The following is a 15,208-nucleotide window of genomic DNA, read 5'->3' as shown; positions in this document are numbered from 1 at the left end:
TTGTATCGAAGGTTTTGCAAGCGCGGCCTAAGCCGCGCCTGTCAGCAGTTAGATGCTTTGATATGCGAGAATGATGGCCTCAACCTGCGACGAACTGAAAGCCTGGACCTGCGAAGTGGTGAGAGACTGCAACTGGTCGCTGGTCAGGACGCCGATATCCTGGGTGGTCAAGCCGCTGATCGATTTGACGTTGATTGCAGCAATGTCGCCGGTGGAGAAGGTGACGATATCGGCGGTTTCGATCGCAGAAATCTGCTTGGAGCTCAGGTTGGCGACCTGGCTGGTTGTCAGAGCTTCCGCTTGAGCGGTCGTCAGAGCCGCAATCTGGCTTGTCGACAGGCCGCCGATTGACTTGGTGGAGATCGATGCGACCTGGTCTGTCGACAGGCTGGCTACGGTATCGGTGGTCAGAACCCCAACCTGGGCTGAAGACAGGGTTGCGACCTGGGTTGTCGACAAGGCAACGACCTGGTCGGAAGACAGGGCCTTGACCTGTGTAGTGGACAATGCGGCGATCTGTGCCGTTGTCAGGGCAGCTCCATCTGCAGTTTCCAGTGCAGCCACCTGGCTGGTGGTCAGGCCGCTGATGGATTTGGCGCTGATTGCAGCAACCTGGGTGCTGGAAAGGGCAGCAATAGCGTCGGTGGTCAGGGCGGCGATTTGCTTTGCGCCGAGGGTAGCGATCTGGCCGGACGACAGCGCGCTGACCTGATCGGTGGACAAGGACCCGATCTGCGTGGTCGTCAGGCCGACAATGGTCTTGGTGCTGATGGCAGCGAGATCGGCGCTGTCGAGCGTTGCCACATCAGCTGTGTCGAGGCTGCCCAGCTGAGCCGAAGAGAAGCCGGAAATCTGCGTGGACGACAAGGCCGAGACCTGGTCGGAAGACAGGGCTTTGACCTGTGCAGTGGACAATGCGGCGATCTGTGTCGACGTCAGGGCGGCTTCATCCGCGGTCTCCAGCGCAGCTATCTGGCTTGTGCTCAGGCCGCTGATGGACTTGGCGCTGATTGCAGCAACCTGGGTGCTGGAGAGGGCGGCAACTGCATCGGTGGTCAGGCCAGCGAGCTGCTTGGCGCTGAGAGCGGAGATCTGGCCGGTTGACAGCTGAGTGACCTGGTCTGTGGACAAGGCGCCAAGCTGCGACGAGGTCAGGCCGGTGATAGCCTTGGTGCTGATTGCCTGGATCTGGTCGGAGGACATCACGGCGATATCATCGGTGCCGAGTGCAGCGACTTGTGTCGCGGACAGAACCGAGACTTGCGATGACAACAGATTGGCTGTTTGCGTCGTGCCGAAATTGCCGATCTGGGACGCGGTCAGTGCTGCCACAGCCTTGGTGCTCAAGGCGGCTTCCTGACCCGAGCTCAACGCGGTCAGCTGGCTGAGCGTCAGGCCGACAACGCCGGTAACGGAAATCGCGCCCATCTGGTTGGAGTCCAGCACAGCCAGGTCTACCGTTTCGATCGCGGCGATCTGCTTGGAAGACAATGCGGCAACCTGAGTGGTCGATAGTGCAGCTGCATCTTCGGTATTCAGTGATGCGATCGCTGTGGTCGACAGCGCCTTGATTTGTGTGATGGATAACGACGAAACAATAGAAGTCATTGAGATGTGCCCCTTGGGTTAACGGAATGCCAACATCACCCTCCCACCATGGATTCTAACAGGTCACGACACGTCGCACCGTCGAATCAAATCGCGTCAGAAGAGAAAATGCTACTCAGGACATGGCTCGGATGAGCCGGCACGTTAGGAGCGCATCATGCATAAGAGCTCACAGAAGCTCTGATCCTACGTCAATTGGCGATAACGTGTTGCAAAGGTGCATGTCGTTTCGCCAAAATTTGCCTTTAACATAGTCCACCTCCGTTCTGCACGAGAGATCGACTTATGCGATCATATGTACCCGAGGAATTACTAATTTTCATTTAATGGGCGGCGGTAGAGCGATGGTGCAACTTCTGTTGTTAGAAACGTTATTTGATCCCTGATGTCTCTCTTGGCGCAATTCTCAAAAAACATTGCATTTGCTGAATGTGTTGCTCTGGAAATAGATTATTGACAATAGCAAATTCCAGAGATCGGCGTTATCTGGTGGAGATGTAGATCTCTTGTTGATCTCGGCCTTCTTATCGCAAACACAATGATTTACCATTCGTGTTGAACAGCAATGGGGAATCGGGGTTGATGAAAGAAATTGCAATTGTCGGCGCAGGACTTTCAGGAGCGGTCATCGCTCGCGAACTCGCCGCAGCGGGGCACAAGGTCTCCGTATTCGAGGCGCGCGACCATATCGCCGGCAATTGCCACACGGCGCGCGACCCTGAAACAGGTGTCATGGTGCATGTCTACGGGCCGCATATTTTTCACACCGATAATGAGACTGTCTGGAACTACATTACGGGATTCGATACTTTCCAACCCTATACCAACCGGGTGAAGGCCATAACCGAAGGTCGGGTCTTTTCTCTGCCGATCAACCTTCACACGATCAACCAGTATTTCGGTAAGACCTTCAACCCGACTGAGGCCCGTGCCTTTATCGAATCGAAGGGCCTGAAAATGGATCAGGAGCCGCAATCCTTTGAAGAACAGGCGCTGAAATTTATCGGCAAGGAGCTCTATGAAGCATTCTTCAAGGGTTACACGATCAAGCAGTGGGGTGTGCAACCGGACCAGTTGCCGGCCAGTATTTTGAAACGGCTTCCAGTCCGTTTCAATTACGATGATAACTACTTCAATCATCGTTTCCAGGGCATGCCAAAGCATGGTTATACACAGATCGTCGAGCGGATACTGGATATCGGTGGCGTTGAAGTTCACCTGAACAGGCCCTTTTCTCCGGCAGAAAAGGATGATTTCGACCATGTTTTCTATAGTGGTCCGCTGGATGCCTGGTTTGACTATCGCGAAGGCAGGCTTCCTTATCGCACGCTGGACTTCGAAATCCTGCGGGGGGAGGGCGATTTTCAGGGAAATGCCGTGGTCAATTATTGTGGCTCTGACGTGCCTTATACCCGGATTACTGAACATAAGCATTTCTCGCCCTGGGAAACGCATGAGAAAACCATCTGCTACAAGGAATATAGCCGCTCCTGCACGGAGAAGGACATTCCCTATTACCCGGTACACCTCACCGGTTTGTCGGATAACCTCACCCGTTACCAAGAACTGGCTGCGGCTGAGAAAAATGTAACCTTCGTCGGCCGGCTCGGCACTTTCCGATATCTCGACATGGATGTCTCCATCGCCGAAGCGCTTGATTGCGCAAAGAAATTTGTGTCTGGCTGAGAAAAGGTAAACTCAGAGGTGAGGCAGAACTCTTGAGTTCATCGGGTCTTTCAGGTCCCTATAGCTGCGGTGGGAGAAGGACAATGCCAAGCTGACGCAGATCGTCACCGATCTGTGTTTGGATAAGGCGATGTTGCAGGCCAGTTCCGTCGGCTATGACGAGTGCCGCGTTAATTTTTGCAACGTCACCCAGGTCAAAGCGGTGTTGAAGACCTATTTTAAAACCGGAAGAAGCAATCAATTCTGCCAATTAGCTTTCTATCTCTGTGTTGGTGGTTGATCGACAGGGGATCACGCTATAAAAGTCTGGCGCGGAGTCAAACGGCTACGGGAATTCAAGAGGAAATGTCATGCCTACTGGTACTGTGAAATTTTTTAACGACGACAAGGGTTTTGGTTTTATCACGCCCGAGAATGGTGGAACGGATGTATTCGTTCACGTGTCTTCCCTGCAGCGCGGTGACTCGCTCAGAGAAGGTGACAAGGTCAGCTTCGAAATCGGGCAGGACCGTAAGACCGGGAAGTCGAAGGCTGAAAACGTCAGCGTGCTTTAACGACGGACTCGCGTTCACTGCACAGCGATGCGCACAAACGTATTGCGTGGTTTGAACTCGAATTTGTCGACATGCTCGAGTAGAAGGCGAAAAGATATTCTGATCGCCTATCCTACCTCGATCTTTTCCTAAAGCATCGGACCGAAAAGTGGCAACCACTTTTCGGTCCGATCGTTTAGCCAGTGCGAACAGCGATGGCTCGTGTTTTCCCGGTCGTTAAGCGCACGGCCTTTCTTCCCATACATCTGGATCGACGACAAATGCCATCTGTCCGCAGCGAGGCAATTGCTTTGTCGTGTGTTGCGTCTGGTTTTAGCATTGCCAGCACCAACAACTGGTCGTGCCGTCTTCGGCCTTGAGTTTCTATATCCGCAGTTCATCGACATCCTGAAGTTCCAGATCACCAGCCGCCGCGAATTCGAGCGTCTGAAGGCCTGTGATCCGGCAACGCTCACCGATCTGGAGCGCGCAGCGCGTTTCATCTATCTCCAGAAGCTCGCCTTTGGCGGCAAGGTCGCAGGCCAGACCTTCGGCGTTCAGCACGAGGGCAGCGCTAGGTTCAACCTGACCCGCCTCGCGCCGCTCCTGGAAGATGTCCACGAGCGCCTATCTGGCGTCGTCATCGAGAACCTGGACTGGCTGGCCTTCATCAATAGGTATGACCGGCCGGGCGTGCTGTTCTATCTCGATCCGCCATACTTCGGCTGTGAGGACGATTACGGCAAGGCACTGTTCGGGCGAGATCAGTTTGAGGTTCTTGCGGGGCGTTTAAAGACCCTTCAAGGCGGCTTTATATTGTCGATAAATGACCGTCCGGAGATACGCGAGTTCTTTGCGGGGTTTCCGGTTGAAGGCGCGGAGCTGTCATACTCGGTATCCGGCGGGAAGGGGACAGACGCACGGGAGTTGATTTATTTTAGCAATATGCAACAAATATGGAGATGGAAAGGGAGCAGATCTAAATGAGTGACAAGAAGGATCTGTTTTGCAGGCTGGCGGAAAAATTGAACTTTGGTCTTTACGAATGTGCAGTAGTTCATCCCCTGCGAGATAAGATGGAGACTGAACCTGGACGATGTCATGAGAATGTGCGGCGGGTAATACAGCGCTATGGCGGCAACATCGTTCATGGCTGGCTTCTTGCCTATAGCGGATGTTTCGCGGCCCATTCATTGTGGGAGCTTAATGGAATGTTGTACGAAGTTACGCCTATCGGCTCAGTTTGTCACACCTCACCTCCATTTATTCGTCATTCAGAATTGCCCGATGTCAGATGGTCGGAAGAGCGTGAACAGTCGTCGGTTTTCCGGAGGTTCACGGAAGACGAGTTGGCAGCAGCAATTTCCTCTTATTCCACTCAAATTTATGAGCTGACCGGTAAAAATGATTGGTGCTTCCATCATGAATTTAGTTCAGCGTCTATGCCCGTCGAACGGCAATAATAACAGTAGAGACCATATCTGAGCGGCCAGTTGTAAAATAGCGTTTGGTATAGAAAAATATCGACTTCAGTTCGATTTAGGCTAGTGGAGTGAATGTGATCCAGGCTCGTCCCGAGCGGTTGGCAGATTTTGGCGAGCGTGTTTTGGTGCCTTCTGTGCCCTTTTCTATTTCATGGGAAATGGTACCCGAGCTCGTACGGTTGTCACTACTGCCGGTTTGCGGCGTTCAGCCTGTGACCAACGCAATGTGCAAAGCAGCGAATGGCGAGCTAGCTCATCTCCCAACAATTGGAGAGATCGCACATTTCCGCGAACGCTGTACGCAATTCCAAATGATTCAAGTCGTTGTGAGCTTGGCGTGGTGTAATTCCGCTGAAAAAGATTTCGAGGCCGTACCGTTTGCAATTTCGATCCTCCCAGCGTCAAAGCGGGGAGAAGTACATCTGACCGGTATCGACGGAGTTGTTGCACTGGGCGGCGGCCCAGTCAAAACAGAAAGCGCGTACCACGGTTTCGATCCGTTTTACGGTGAGTGGAAATTGTATACCTATGGCGAACCTGTGGCTCAGGTTTCGGGAAGTAGGAGACCCATTGACGAACTAGGGATAGTCATTGAGCGATATTTTCTGGCCACCTCTTTTGATAGTGATGATGTTCTTGAATATGATAATTTTATCCCCGAGCCTAGTAAGCCTGCTTATCGGCGTAATCGGATTAAACGATTATTTGAACCGTTCAAAAATGTAACCACTCGCCGACTTTGGGGACTAGAGACCCCGATAGAACTCTTCCTTTTTCAGGAACTGCTTTCGCGAGGTATCAGGCCGCAATTTCAGTATCTGATTTATTCTGACGGGAGCGCCTATCAATCTTTGTACGATATGTACTCTGACGTGGAATTCCGGCGTACTCAGGCCATAGTTGCCGAGGCCGACATGTATCTTCCGGAAAAACGACTAGCGATATTCTGCGATGGTTCGCACCATGAAAGGCTTAAACAAAGGGATAGAGATGCTAAAATCGATATCAAATTAAAGGAGCTCGGAATCCAATCTGTTAGGGTTCCGGGACGGTTGATAAATTCCGACTTGAAAGCAGCAGGGGACATGGTTGAGGCTAATCTTCAACCTATTACTTAAAACTTATTCGGTAGGGCCTTAGCCTTCCAATTGCAGTGACGTTTGAGGGGTAGGGGACGCCAACTACGGAAAGCTTTTGTCAGAATCCGTGCATTTTGGTGGGCCATCTGTAAATTTCATTTTTCCGGTTCTGCGTGTCAAAATTCCGGAAGTCCGTGGCGAGCTACAGCGAGCTACACTGACGAGCTAGATAAGAATGGTGGGCCTGGAGAGACTCGAACTCCCAACCAAGCGGTTATGAGCCGCCGGCTCTAACCATTGAGCTACAGGCCCGGCCTGGCGCGAGGGCCGGCGGTGGGGTTGGCAATGGTTCCAACGTCCATGGTGACGCTCTAGCGGAAAACGTTGGGTGCGACAAGTGTTTGCCGCAATGGTTTCGCAATAGGTTGTTTAGAGAGCGATTGAGCAATCAGAAAGCGGAGCCTGGGAGACGAGATGGTGAATTTGGGTGCGGTTTTGGGCCTTGGACGGTTTGGTTTTATGTTGGCGTCTCTGGCTTTTGTTTCTCCGGCTATGGCGCAGGAGGCCTCACGGCAGGAGGCGGTCATCAATGTGTCGGGTGAAGGAGAGGTCAGTCTGGCGCCGGATATGGCTTTGATGCAATTGGGTGTCGTGACTGAGGCTGCCGAGGCTGCCCAGGCGTTGAAGGACAATAACGAGGCTTTGGCCAAGGTGTTGAAATCCCTGAAGGACAGGGGATTGGCGGATCGCGATCTGCAAACATCCGGCTTTCAGATTACGCCGCGCTATCGGCAGGGGCCGGAAGACAAGACCGATAGCCGCCCGCCGGTGATTGAGGGCTATTCCGTCAGCAATGGGCTGACGATCCGGGTGCGTGATCTGTCCAAGTTGGGCGGGGTAATCGATACGTCTGTTGGGCTTGGCGCCAACCAGGGTGGAGAGATCCGCTTCACCAATGACAAGCCGGAAACGGCCATTGATGAGGCGCGCAAAGCAGCCATGGCGGATGCCTTGGCCAAGGCGAAAGTGCTGACGCAAGCGGCTGGGGTTAAGCTTGGCCGAATCATTTCCATCAATGAAAATTCAGCGCGGCCCTTCGAGCAGGGCATGATGATGAAAGCCAGCATGGCCCGGGATATGGCGCCCGCCCCAACGCCGATGGCGGCGGGTGAGAATACCTATCGCGTCACTGTGAATGTCAGCTTTGCATTGGAGCAATAGTCAGCAATCACAAAAACAGCCCCGGTCGTTAAACCGGGGCTGATGTCTGAGGCAGTCTATCAGAATTTGATGCCGATGCCGAGATTGACGACATTCTGCTTGCTGTCGAAATCGATGCCGCTGATATTTTTGGTGCCGTAATCGTTGTAGCGATATTCGAGGCGGGTGAAGATGCGATTGGTAATCGCATAGTCCACACCAGCGCCGATGGTCCAGCCGTTCAGGGTCTTGTTGAAATCGCCGGACGAAGACTTGATATAGGTTCTGTCCGCCGTCCAGCCGCCAGCCACAAAGATCAGGGCGCGGTCAATGGCGTAACCGGCGCGGGCGCGGGCAGAGCCGGAGACATCCATGCCCACCTTAACGCCGGAATAGTCGTTTTCGTTCCAGTCGTAGTTCACATCGGCTTCTACGCCGAGAATCACGTTGTGGCCGACATCGAAGTTCCAGCCGCCAAAGCCGCCAATGCGGCCGCCATCGAAATTATCCGAGAGCGATGCGCCGCCCTGCGACAGTGTGGCATCCAGCCAGCCGTAACCACCGTAAACGCCGATATAGCCGCCTGCCCATGAAAACGCCGCAGGGGTTTCAACAGCAGCAGGAGCTGTCGGAACCTGGTCGACTGCATCGGCGGCCATGGCAATGCCTGCTGATACGAAGAGGGTTGCAGCGGTTGCAAGGAGGGTCAGTTTGTTCATAGTCGTCTCCACTCGTTTAATGAGTGAGTGAGATATAATCTATTCATTTGCGTGTATGTAGCAAAAATATCACGGTTTATGCAATTATGAGCTTTAAATTCCGCAAATGAGGCCAGTACGCAGCTTATTCGTGTGTTTTCCTGTCAAATTTTCCGGGTTTTTGCTGTTTCTTTCGCTTCGATAGGGCAGGGAAAAGCCTGTGCATTTTGCTTTTGTGATGAATTTTTAGTTATTGGGGGCAGGGAATGCCCAGGGCGCTTAGCGCCTTGGTGTTCTTTTGGCGGGTTTTTGGTGGGAGGCTACAGTGTAGCCCTTCTGGCACCAGTAACGCAGGCTACGACGGCAAGGGTGGTGACCAGCATGGAGGCGCTGACGGCTTCGTGGAGAAGGGCGGCGGCGAGCGCCAGGCCGAAAAACGGTTGCAGCAATTGCAATTGACCGATGGCGGCAATGCCACCTTGGGCAAGGCCGCGATACCAGAAGATGAAGCCGATTAACATGCTGAACAGCGAGACATAGCCAAGGCCGAGCCAGGCACCGGCGGTGACGCCACTGAGCGTTGATGGCAGGGTGAAAGCGGCGGCCACGACGCTGACAGGCAAGGCCAATGTCAGCGCCCAGCAGATCACCTGCCAACCACCCAACCGCCGCGATAGTCTCGCGCCTTCGGCATAGCCAAGGCCGCAGATCAGGATGGCGAGGATCATCAGCATGTCGCCGTAGGATGCGGTGGCGGCCCCTTGAGACAGGGCAAAGCCGATAACCAGCGCACTGCCGAGGCTGGAAAACAGCCAGAAGATCGGCCGCGGACGCTCACCGCCCCGCAGAACGGCAAACAGAGCGGTGGAAAGCGGCAACAATGCGATGAAAACCAGCGAACGGGCCGAGGGTATATGTTGCAAGGCGTAGGCGGTCAGCAAGGGAAAGCCAATCACCACGCAGAGCGAGACCATGGCGAGCGCTGCGATCTCCGCAAGGTTGGGTTTTGCCGGTCGAAACACCAGAAGCAGGCCGCAGCCGAGCAAGCCGGCGATGCTGGCGCGGGCGACGGTTAGAAAAACCGGATCGAAACTGCCGATCGCAGCCCGGGTAGCCGGGAGCGAGCCGCTAAAGATCAGCATGCCCAGAAAACCATTGATCAGCCCGCTCGTCGTCTTGTTCATGTGATGCTCCTGTTTTTGTTGTTCTTGCGCCGAGGTGATGGTTATGCCAGATACGGCGCAATACAATTTTGCCAAACTGTTATGGGTGTTTGAGCAATACAGAGGCGATGGTGAGCGATTTGGACGCGCAGGGAACAAGCCGGATCGAGACGGTAATGGCGGCCATCCGCACGCGTATTTCCTCCCGAAGTCTGGCGACGGGGGCGCGACTGCCCTCTGTGCGCGGCTTTGCCAAAACCATGCAGGTTTCGGTATCCACAGTGGTCGAGGCTTACGAACGGTTGGCGGCGGAAGGGTTGATCCGCTCGCGGCCGGGCTCCGGGTTTTTCGTGGCAGCCCCCTTGGCACCGCTGTCCTTGACCAATCTTGGTCCTCGGCTGGAGCGGGAGATCGATCCGTTCTGGGTCTCTCGTCAATCGTTAGAGGCAGGTGGCGATCTGCTGAAACCGGGATGCGGCTGGCTGCCGCCCGATTGGTTGCCGCAGGCAGCCCTTCGCCGCGCGATCCGCATGCTTGGCCGCGCCGATGGTGCTGTGCTGACGGATTATGGTTCTCCGTTGGGTCTGCCAGGGCTTCGGCAATTGCTATCGCGGCGGATGGCCGATCATGGGCTGACGGTTGCGGCGGATGCGATCATGCTGACGGAATCGGGGACCCATGCCATTGATCTGGTCTGCCGGTTTTTTTTGGAGCCGGGCGATTGTGTTCTGGTCGATGATCCCTGTTATTTCAACTTTCATGCCCTACTGCGGGCGCACCGTGCCACTATCGTCAGCGTGCCTTATCTGGCGGATGGGCCGGATTTGGCAGCCTTCGCAGCCATTGTCGAGGCGCATAGGCCACGGCTTTATATTACCAATTCGGGCGTGCATAATCCCACCGGCGCAAGCCTTTCGGCGGTGAATGCCCATCGTTTGCTAACACTTGCCGACCGGGCCGACCTGACCATCGTTGAGGATGATATTTTTGCCGATTTTGAAGATGTCGCTTCAGCGCGGCTGTCTGCCTTCGATGGATTGAACCGGGTGGTGCAGATCGGCAGTTTTTCCAAGACATTGTCGGCTTCGGTGCGCTGCGGGTATATCGCCGCCCGGCGCGACTGGATCGAGGGACTGACCGACTTGAAGATTGCCACGAGTTTTGGCGGCGGGCGGCTTTCCGCCGAGCTGGTGCTGGCCGTGCTGACGGATGGTGGCTATCGCAAACATCTTGAAGGGCTGAAAACCCGGCTGGCCGGAGCGCGCAGCACTGTGGCTGCGGAGTTGTCGTCGCTTGGCTTCACGCCCTGGCTCCAGCCGAAGGCGGGACTTTTTCTGTGGTGTCGAATGCCTGATGGGATCGAATCAGGCGCTCTGGCCCGCCATTGCCTTGACGATGGTGTCATCCTGGCACCCGGCAATGTCTTCAGTCTGTCGCAGAATGCGGGCCGGTTCATGCGTTTCAACGTGGCGCAAACCATGGATGCGAGGGTTCTTGGCTCATTGAAGGCGGGTTTGCATCAATTGCGGTGAAGGGTACGGCGCGTTCAGAGCGCTGTCAGCAATGATCATCATAGGTGGTGTCAGAAGAAACCCAATCAGGAGTTTACATCATGATGTTCAAGACCGGTCTTTACGCAGCCCTTATTGCAACGAGCCTGATGGCATCGGTGGCTTTCGCGGCTGAAACCCAGATCAAGGTCACCGAAACGGGTGAGGGTGGTGGTGCCATGGGGCTGAAGATGGAGCCTGCAACAGTTGCCGCTGGTCCGGCGGTGTTTCACGTCCATAACGATGCCATGTCGGAAGACCATGAGATGATCGTGGTAAAGCTGGCGACGCCGGATGCCAAAATCCCACTCGATACAGCCAAGCACCGCGTTGACGAAAAGAAGCTGAAGAGCCTTGGCGAAGTGTCGGATTTGAAGCCCGGCGCCGATGGCAAGCTTAAGGTGACGCTGAAGCCAGGCAGCTATCTGGTGTTTTGCAATATCAAGGGCCATTACGAGGCCGGTATGCAGGGCACCCTGACCGTTACGCCCTGATCGGCATCCGATAATTTGATTGCCTCTTAATGATAAGCCCGCAGCGCTGCGGGCTTTTTCATGTCTGCGTCCTGGGTCGGTGCAGGGACATGCTGTTTCATTTTGGAAGAGCTTTTCCCTTGAAGGCGCCAACCTTTTAGAAACTCTTAACGACGATAATGCCGCCATTCGACAAGGAGTAAAACATGGCGGCTAGAAAAGCAGCGGGAGGGGCAAGGCGCGGGGGCGCAAACAAACGCCGGTCATCCGGTGGGACGAGAGCAAAACGGACCGGGTCGGGCGGCAGCCTTTGGCCATGGTTTGGTGCGCTTGTCGTGGTGGTGGCCGGTGTTTCGGCCTATGACCACCGCAAGGAATTGCCGGGACTGATCGACAAGACGTTTGGGACCGGCGGCAAATATATCGCGCAATTGCAGGGCCATGCACCCCGCGAGACCAGTAGCCGCAGCGAGACTGGCCCGGTTCCGCCCGCAAGCGTTCCAACGCCGATGGCCCGCAGGCTTGATCCGACGCCACTGCCACCTGCCACGACGATGATACCGACAGCATCTATGATGCCGCGTTCAAGAGATGACAGTCCCTTGCCGCCCGCTACCACGCTGGTACCGGGACAGGTCGTTGCCTCCCTACAGCCGCGCGGGGTCGATAAGCAGCGGGTGTCCGGCAAGTTCTACTATTGCGGCACGAGCGGGCTCGACAATTGCGTTGTCGATGGCGACACGTTCTGGGTCAACAAGACCAAGATCCGGGTTGCCGATATCGATGCGCCCGAAACTGAACAGGCAAAATGCAAATCCGAGCGCGACCGGGGCTTTGCTGCAAAGGTCCGGTTGCGTGATCTTCTCAGTGCCGGCAGTTTCGATCTTTCTCCCTTTGGCATGCGGGATGAAGACCAATATGGCCGGAAATTGCGCGTGGTGAGCCGCAATGGTCGTTCACTCGGTGCGATGATGGTCGATGAGGGATTGGTCAGACCCTGGACCGGCCATCGCCAGCCCTGGTGCTGAGAAAGTTTGCCTTAGGAAAAGTGGAACCCGGTTTTCCTGAAAAGACAAACGAAAGAAGCGAGAGTGTGTCTGGTTCAATCTGAACCTGACACACTCCGGATGTTTTTTCTGTGCCGTTTTGAGGGGTGCACGCCTATGTTGTGCCATTTCGTGTCGCACGCCTCCAAAACTTGCCAGTCTTGCCACTTTTGCGCCATCTGCACGACATCAGATCGTAACACCTTGGCTTTATGCTTTCCTCCATAAGCAGAGAATAAAAAACTTTTGGAACTCATGGAGCAAAATCCGGTTTGCGGCGTTCCTAATTGTTTGCTGACTTCAAAGAAGCCTAAGGCAAAGATTGCGCGGCACGCACAGCACGGACAAAGGGAGAAAAGACCAATGACCTACGATATGACTGACCTGACCATGTCCGAAGTTCTCAAGGACCCAATGATCCGTCAGCTCTTGCGGGCAGACGGAGTATCCCTCAGCGCTTTTGCCGTCCTGCTGGACGATGCAGCCCGTCAGCGTAATCTGGCCTTGCGTTGCCGCAAAGCCGGCGTTCCCGCAGCCCATGTGATCGACAGTCTTTCCCATGTGCAGGCGCCAGCTGACTGCCTGTAACGTTTGACGTAATCTGTGCCAGCAGCTCCATTTTCAATGGCCGCTCTTATTCTGCCGCGATGACCACGCAAGGCTCGCGGCAGTTTCGTCTTCTACCACGATTCATGGTCCGAAGTTGAGGCGAGCGTAAGGGTTGGCAATGAAGATGGCTCGGTTGTTTTTGGCGCTGTCCGTGGCTGCCATTGGTTCTGCGACAGTTGTCTATGCCGCAGGTGGCAAGGAAACGGCCCAGCCGCAGTTTGCTTCGGTCAAGGGACGATGCCTGCGGGTTTCCATTGGCGATCAGGATCTGACCAAGGCCTGCTCTTCTGAAATTGGCCGCAGCCTGCATAGCGATGGCCGCTCCGGCCTTTATTTCTTCATGGGCACTACGCATATCATTACCTTTACCGGCATCCCATCCAAGGAAAAGCCGCGCGACAAGGGCCAGATTGAGACGCTCAAGCTGGACGAAGTCATCCTCAATGATGGAAGCACCAAGAGTGGCTTGCAGCGGATCGCTGCCAATGGCGCCTGCAATACCAGCCAGATCAATAATGATCGTTTCTTGGTGGCCTGCACCGGTACGCTGCAAAAAGGCACGAAATTCGCGGCCAGTTTTGAAATCGACAAATCGCTGAAATAGAGCATTTCCAGGAAAAGTGTGAAGCGGTTTTCTGTCCGGAAATGCAGTAACGGCCTCGATAACCCGCCTTCGGACAGAAGGCGGGCTTACAATAGGTGATGGTCGCTATAGAATTACACGTCCAGCGGATATTCCTGGATGACCTTGGTCAGGCTGCCTTCGGCTGGAAACAGCGGGATGAGGCAGGCTTGAAGGGCGTGATAGATGTCGCCCTTGCCCGGAAACAGGCTGTTTGATGGCACAAGGTCTTCCGTCATCTCTTCGTGCCAGCCGCCGAATTGCTTGTCGATGGTGTTGTTGGCGATGAAATTCCAGATCTTGCGGTAGTTTTCCTCATTCAGGTCGCGGCCCTGGTGCTGGTTGAGGTAATGGGCAGCGCCTGCGGCCTCGCAAAGCGGCCACCACAGCTTGAAGGTCTTGGCGGGCACGTTGTCCCAATCCAGCGTGTAGTAAAAGCCGCCCTTCTTGCGGTCCCAGCCCAGCAGCATCGATTGATAGAACAGGCCGCTTGCCGCTTCTGGCATCCAGTCATGCTGTTTGCCTGTCAGCACCCAGAGCTGCAACACCAGGCGCGCCCATTCCAGCCAATGGCCTGGCGTGGTGCCGGCGGGGCGGAACATTTCATTGGGGTGATAGTAATTGCGGTCCACCACCCATTCCTCATCGAAATGTTCGGCAACGCGGAAGGCTTCTTCGCGGGCGCGGCGGTTGATGATCAGATCGGCGATCCGGGTGGCCTTGTCGAGATAATGCTGCTCGCCGGTCGCCTCGAAGGCGGCCATCAGCGCTTCGGTGAGATGCATGTTGGAATTCTGGCCGCGATAGCCGGCGACCGGCTGCCAATCCTGGGAGAATTCCTCGGCAATGGCGCCGTGGCGCTCCTCCCAGAATTTGGTCTCCAGCACCTCGGTAATGTCTTCCAGCAGCCGATCAGCCAGCGGATGACCAACGGCTTTGGCAGAGGAGGCGGCGAGCAGCACGAAAGCATGGCCATAGCCCTGCTTGGAACCATCGGCGACGCCGTCGTCGTTCAATTGCCAGACATAGCCACCGTTCTTTTCATCACGGTGTTTGCGCCAAAGATAACGCATGCCGTGGTCCACCACATCGGCAGCCCCGGGACGACCCAGCAGGTCGCCGATCGCATAGCAATGCACCATGCGGGCGCTGGCGTGGATGCCGCGCACCGGATTGTCTGTCGTCAATGGTGTACCGTCGCGGGCAAGATCATAGAAGCCGCCCTTCGGGTTGATCGCTGCCGTCTGGAAAAAATCAAACAGGCCATTGGCCTGATCCAGCAGCCATTTGCGATGGTAAGGCCGTCCGCTCCATTGGTCAGCCAGCGATTTTCCTTGATTGACGTTCGACATATCATCCTCCACGCGGTACAAAATCGCCCGTGTCTATACTGCATAATCGACGAAATCGAAATCGATTTAAGGAGAAAATTATCAAGCAGCCATAGAGTGTTACCG

The 15,208-nt window shown here is 55.0% G+C and carries 16 protein-coding genes and 1 tRNA gene; 11 read left to right on the top strand and 6 right to left on the bottom strand.

Going from position 1 to position 15,208, the window contains the following annotated elements:
• Nucleotides 1–48: 48 nt before the first annotated feature.
• Entirely contained in the window at nt 49–1,608 is a 1,560-nt protein-coding gene (locus AVCG78_RS09995; protein ID WP_071203616.1) for a hypothetical protein, read from the bottom strand.
• Between the two features lie 582 nt (nt 1,609–2,190).
• Between AVCG78_RS09995 and glf the strand changes: the two genes are divergently transcribed.
• Nucleotides 2,191–3,294 (top strand): UDP-galactopyranose mutase, encoded by a 1,104-nt coding sequence (gene glf / locus AVCG78_RS09990; RefSeq protein ID WP_071203618.1) that lies wholly within the window; start codon nt 2,191–2,193, stop codon nt 3,292–3,294.
• Nucleotides 3,295–3,352: 58 nt separating this feature from the next.
• On the opposite strand, the gene AVCG78_RS09985 is transcribed toward glf, so the two are convergent.
• Entirely contained in the window at nt 3,353–3,544 is a 192-nt protein-coding gene (locus AVCG78_RS09985; protein ID WP_139191361.1) for a hypothetical protein, read from the bottom strand.
• A 100-nt stretch (nt 3,545–3,644) separates the two neighbouring features.
• Between AVCG78_RS09985 and AVCG78_RS09980 the strand changes: the two genes are divergently transcribed.
• The 4 genes from AVCG78_RS09980 to AVCG78_RS09965 all read left to right on the top strand — a co-directional run bounded on the left by AVCG78_RS09980 (nt 3,645) and on the right by AVCG78_RS09965 (nt 6,429).
• Nucleotides 3,645–3,848 carry a cold-shock protein gene (locus AVCG78_RS09980; protein ID WP_015916634.1) on the top strand — a complete coding sequence of 68 codons (204 nt, stop codon included), beginning with the start codon at nt 3,645–3,647 and terminating at the stop codon, nt 3,846–3,848.
• 306 nt (nt 3,849–4,154) lie between these two features.
• Nucleotides 4,155–4,814, top strand: a complete 660-nt coding sequence (locus tag AVCG78_RS09975; protein WP_234665069.1) for a DNA adenine methylase — start codon at nt 4,155–4,157, stop codon at nt 4,812–4,814.
• Nucleotides 4,811–5,290, top strand: coding sequence for a hypothetical protein (locus tag AVCG78_RS09970; RefSeq protein ID WP_139191362.1), 480 nt, complete (start codon nt 4,811–4,813; stop codon nt 5,288–5,290). Before AVCG78_RS09975 ends, AVCG78_RS09970 begins: the two co-directional genes overlap by 4 nt.
• Nucleotides 5,291–5,379: 89 nt before the next feature.
• Nucleotides 5,380–6,429 (top strand): endonuclease domain-containing protein, encoded by a 1,050-nt coding sequence (locus AVCG78_RS09965; RefSeq protein WP_139191363.1) that lies wholly within the window; start codon nt 5,380–5,382, stop codon nt 6,427–6,429.
• A gap of 197 nt (nt 6,430–6,626) precedes the next feature.
• On the opposite strand, the gene AVCG78_RS09960 is transcribed toward AVCG78_RS09965, so the two are convergent.
• Nucleotides 6,627–6,702 (bottom strand) — tRNA-Ile (locus AVCG78_RS09960).
• Between the two features lie 162 nt (nt 6,703–6,864).
• On the opposite strand from AVCG78_RS09960, the gene AVCG78_RS09955 reads away from it, so the two are divergent.
• Entirely contained in the window at nt 6,865–7,611 is a 747-nt protein-coding gene (locus AVCG78_RS09955) for an SIMPL domain-containing protein (RefSeq protein ID WP_071584897.1), read from the top strand.
• Between the two features lie 59 nt (nt 7,612–7,670).
• Here AVCG78_RS09955 and AVCG78_RS09950 read toward each other — a convergent pair whose 3' ends face one another.
• Both AVCG78_RS09950 and AVCG78_RS09945 read right to left on the bottom strand, forming a co-directional pair.
• On the bottom strand, nt 7,671–8,309 hold the full coding sequence (locus AVCG78_RS09950; RefSeq protein ID WP_071203710.1) for an outer membrane protein: 639 nt from the start codon (nt 8,307–8,309) through the stop codon (nt 7,671–7,673).
• A 299-nt stretch (nt 8,310–8,608) separates the two neighbouring features.
• On the bottom strand, nt 8,609–9,472 hold the full coding sequence (locus AVCG78_RS09945; protein ID WP_071203712.1) for a DMT family transporter: 864 nt from the start codon (nt 9,470–9,472) through the stop codon (nt 8,609–8,611).
• Nucleotides 9,473–9,579: 107 nt separating this feature from the next.
• Between AVCG78_RS09945 and AVCG78_RS09940 the strand changes: the two genes are divergently transcribed.
• The 5 genes from AVCG78_RS09940 to AVCG78_RS09920 all read left to right on the top strand — a co-directional run bounded on the left by AVCG78_RS09940 (nt 9,580) and on the right by AVCG78_RS09920 (nt 13,733).
• Nucleotides 9,580–10,983, top strand: coding sequence for an aminotransferase-like domain-containing protein (locus AVCG78_RS09940; RefSeq protein WP_071584896.1), 1,404 nt, complete (start codon nt 9,580–9,582; stop codon nt 10,981–10,983).
• A gap of 80 nt (nt 10,984–11,063) precedes the next feature.
• A complete protein-coding gene (locus AVCG78_RS09935; RefSeq protein ID WP_071203716.1) occupies nt 11,064–11,495 on the top strand; it encodes a plastocyanin/azurin family copper-binding protein in 432 nt (143 codons plus the stop codon).
• 185 nt (nt 11,496–11,680) lie between these two features.
• Entirely contained in the window at nt 11,681–12,502 is an 822-nt protein-coding gene (locus AVCG78_RS09930) for a thermonuclease family protein (protein WP_015916565.1), read from the top strand.
• Nucleotides 12,503–12,883: 381 nt separating this feature from the next.
• Nucleotides 12,884–13,108 carry a hypothetical protein gene (locus AVCG78_RS09925; protein ID WP_041696822.1) on the top strand — a complete coding sequence of 75 codons (225 nt, stop codon included), beginning with the start codon at nt 12,884–12,886 and terminating at the stop codon, nt 13,106–13,108.
• Between the two features lie 145 nt (nt 13,109–13,253).
• Nucleotides 13,254–13,733 (top strand): hypothetical protein, encoded by a 480-nt coding sequence (locus tag AVCG78_RS09920; RefSeq protein ID WP_139191366.1) that lies wholly within the window; start codon nt 13,254–13,256, stop codon nt 13,731–13,733.
• A gap of 113 nt (nt 13,734–13,846) precedes the next feature.
• On the opposite strand, the gene AVCG78_RS09915 is transcribed toward AVCG78_RS09920, so the two are convergent.
• On the bottom strand, nt 13,847–15,103 hold the full coding sequence (locus tag AVCG78_RS09915) for an AGE family epimerase/isomerase (protein WP_071203720.1): 1,257 nt from the start codon (nt 15,101–15,103) through the stop codon (nt 13,847–13,849).
• Nucleotides 15,104–15,208: the final 105 nt, after the last annotated feature.

The sequence above is a fragment of the Gillisella vitis genome (assembly GCF_021559775.1).
Taxonomy (GTDB): domain Bacteria; phylum Pseudomonadota; class Alphaproteobacteria; order Rhizobiales; family Rhizobiaceae; genus Allorhizobium; species Allorhizobium ampelinum.
The sequence above is the reverse complement of the archived record's forward strand: the minus strand, read 5'-3'. Positions and strand labels throughout refer to the sequence as shown.

Excerpts from the sequence above, each read along its gene's own strand:
- AVCG78_RS09995 (WP_071203616.1), bottom strand. The coding sequence starts at position 1,608 with ATGACTTCTATTGTTTCGTCGTTATCCATCACACAAATCAAGGCGCTG.
- AVCG78_RS09925 (WP_041696822.1), top strand. The coding sequence starts at position 12,884 with ATGACCTACGATATGACTGACCTGACCATGTCCGAAGTTCTCAAGGAC.
- AVCG78_RS09920 (WP_139191366.1), top strand. The coding sequence starts at position 13,254 with ATGGCTCGGTTGTTTTTGGCGCTGTCCGTGGCTGCCATTGGTTCTGCG.
- AVCG78_RS09950 (WP_071203710.1), bottom strand. The coding sequence starts at position 8,309 with ATGAACAAACTGACCCTCCTTGCAACCGCTGCAACCCTCTTCGTATCA.
- AVCG78_RS09980 (WP_015916634.1), top strand. The coding sequence starts at position 3,645 with ATGCCTACTGGTACTGTGAAATTTTTTAACGACGACAAGGGTTTTGGT.
- AVCG78_RS09940 (WP_071584896.1), top strand. The coding sequence starts at position 9,580 with ATGGTGAGCGATTTGGACGCGCAGGGAACAAGCCGGATCGAGACGGTA.
- AVCG78_RS09970 (WP_139191362.1), top strand. The coding sequence starts at position 4,811 with ATGAGTGACAAGAAGGATCTGTTTTGCAGGCTGGCGGAAAAATTGAAC.
- glf (WP_071203618.1), top strand. The coding sequence starts at position 2,191 with ATGAAAGAAATTGCAATTGTCGGCGCAGGACTTTCAGGAGCGGTCATC.
- AVCG78_RS09955 (WP_071584897.1), top strand. The coding sequence starts at position 6,865 with ATGGTGAATTTGGGTGCGGTTTTGGGCCTTGGACGGTTTGGTTTTATG.
- AVCG78_RS09930 (WP_015916565.1), top strand. The coding sequence starts at position 11,681 with ATGGCGGCTAGAAAAGCAGCGGGAGGGGCAAGGCGCGGGGGCGCAAAC.
- AVCG78_RS09935 (WP_071203716.1), top strand. The coding sequence starts at position 11,064 with ATGATGTTCAAGACCGGTCTTTACGCAGCCCTTATTGCAACGAGCCTG.
- AVCG78_RS09945 (WP_071203712.1), bottom strand. The coding sequence starts at position 9,472 with ATGAACAAGACGACGAGCGGGCTGATCAATGGTTTTCTGGGCATGCTG.
- AVCG78_RS09915 (WP_071203720.1), bottom strand. The coding sequence starts at position 15,103 with ATGTCGAACGTCAATCAAGGAAAATCGCTGGCTGACCAATGGAGCGGA.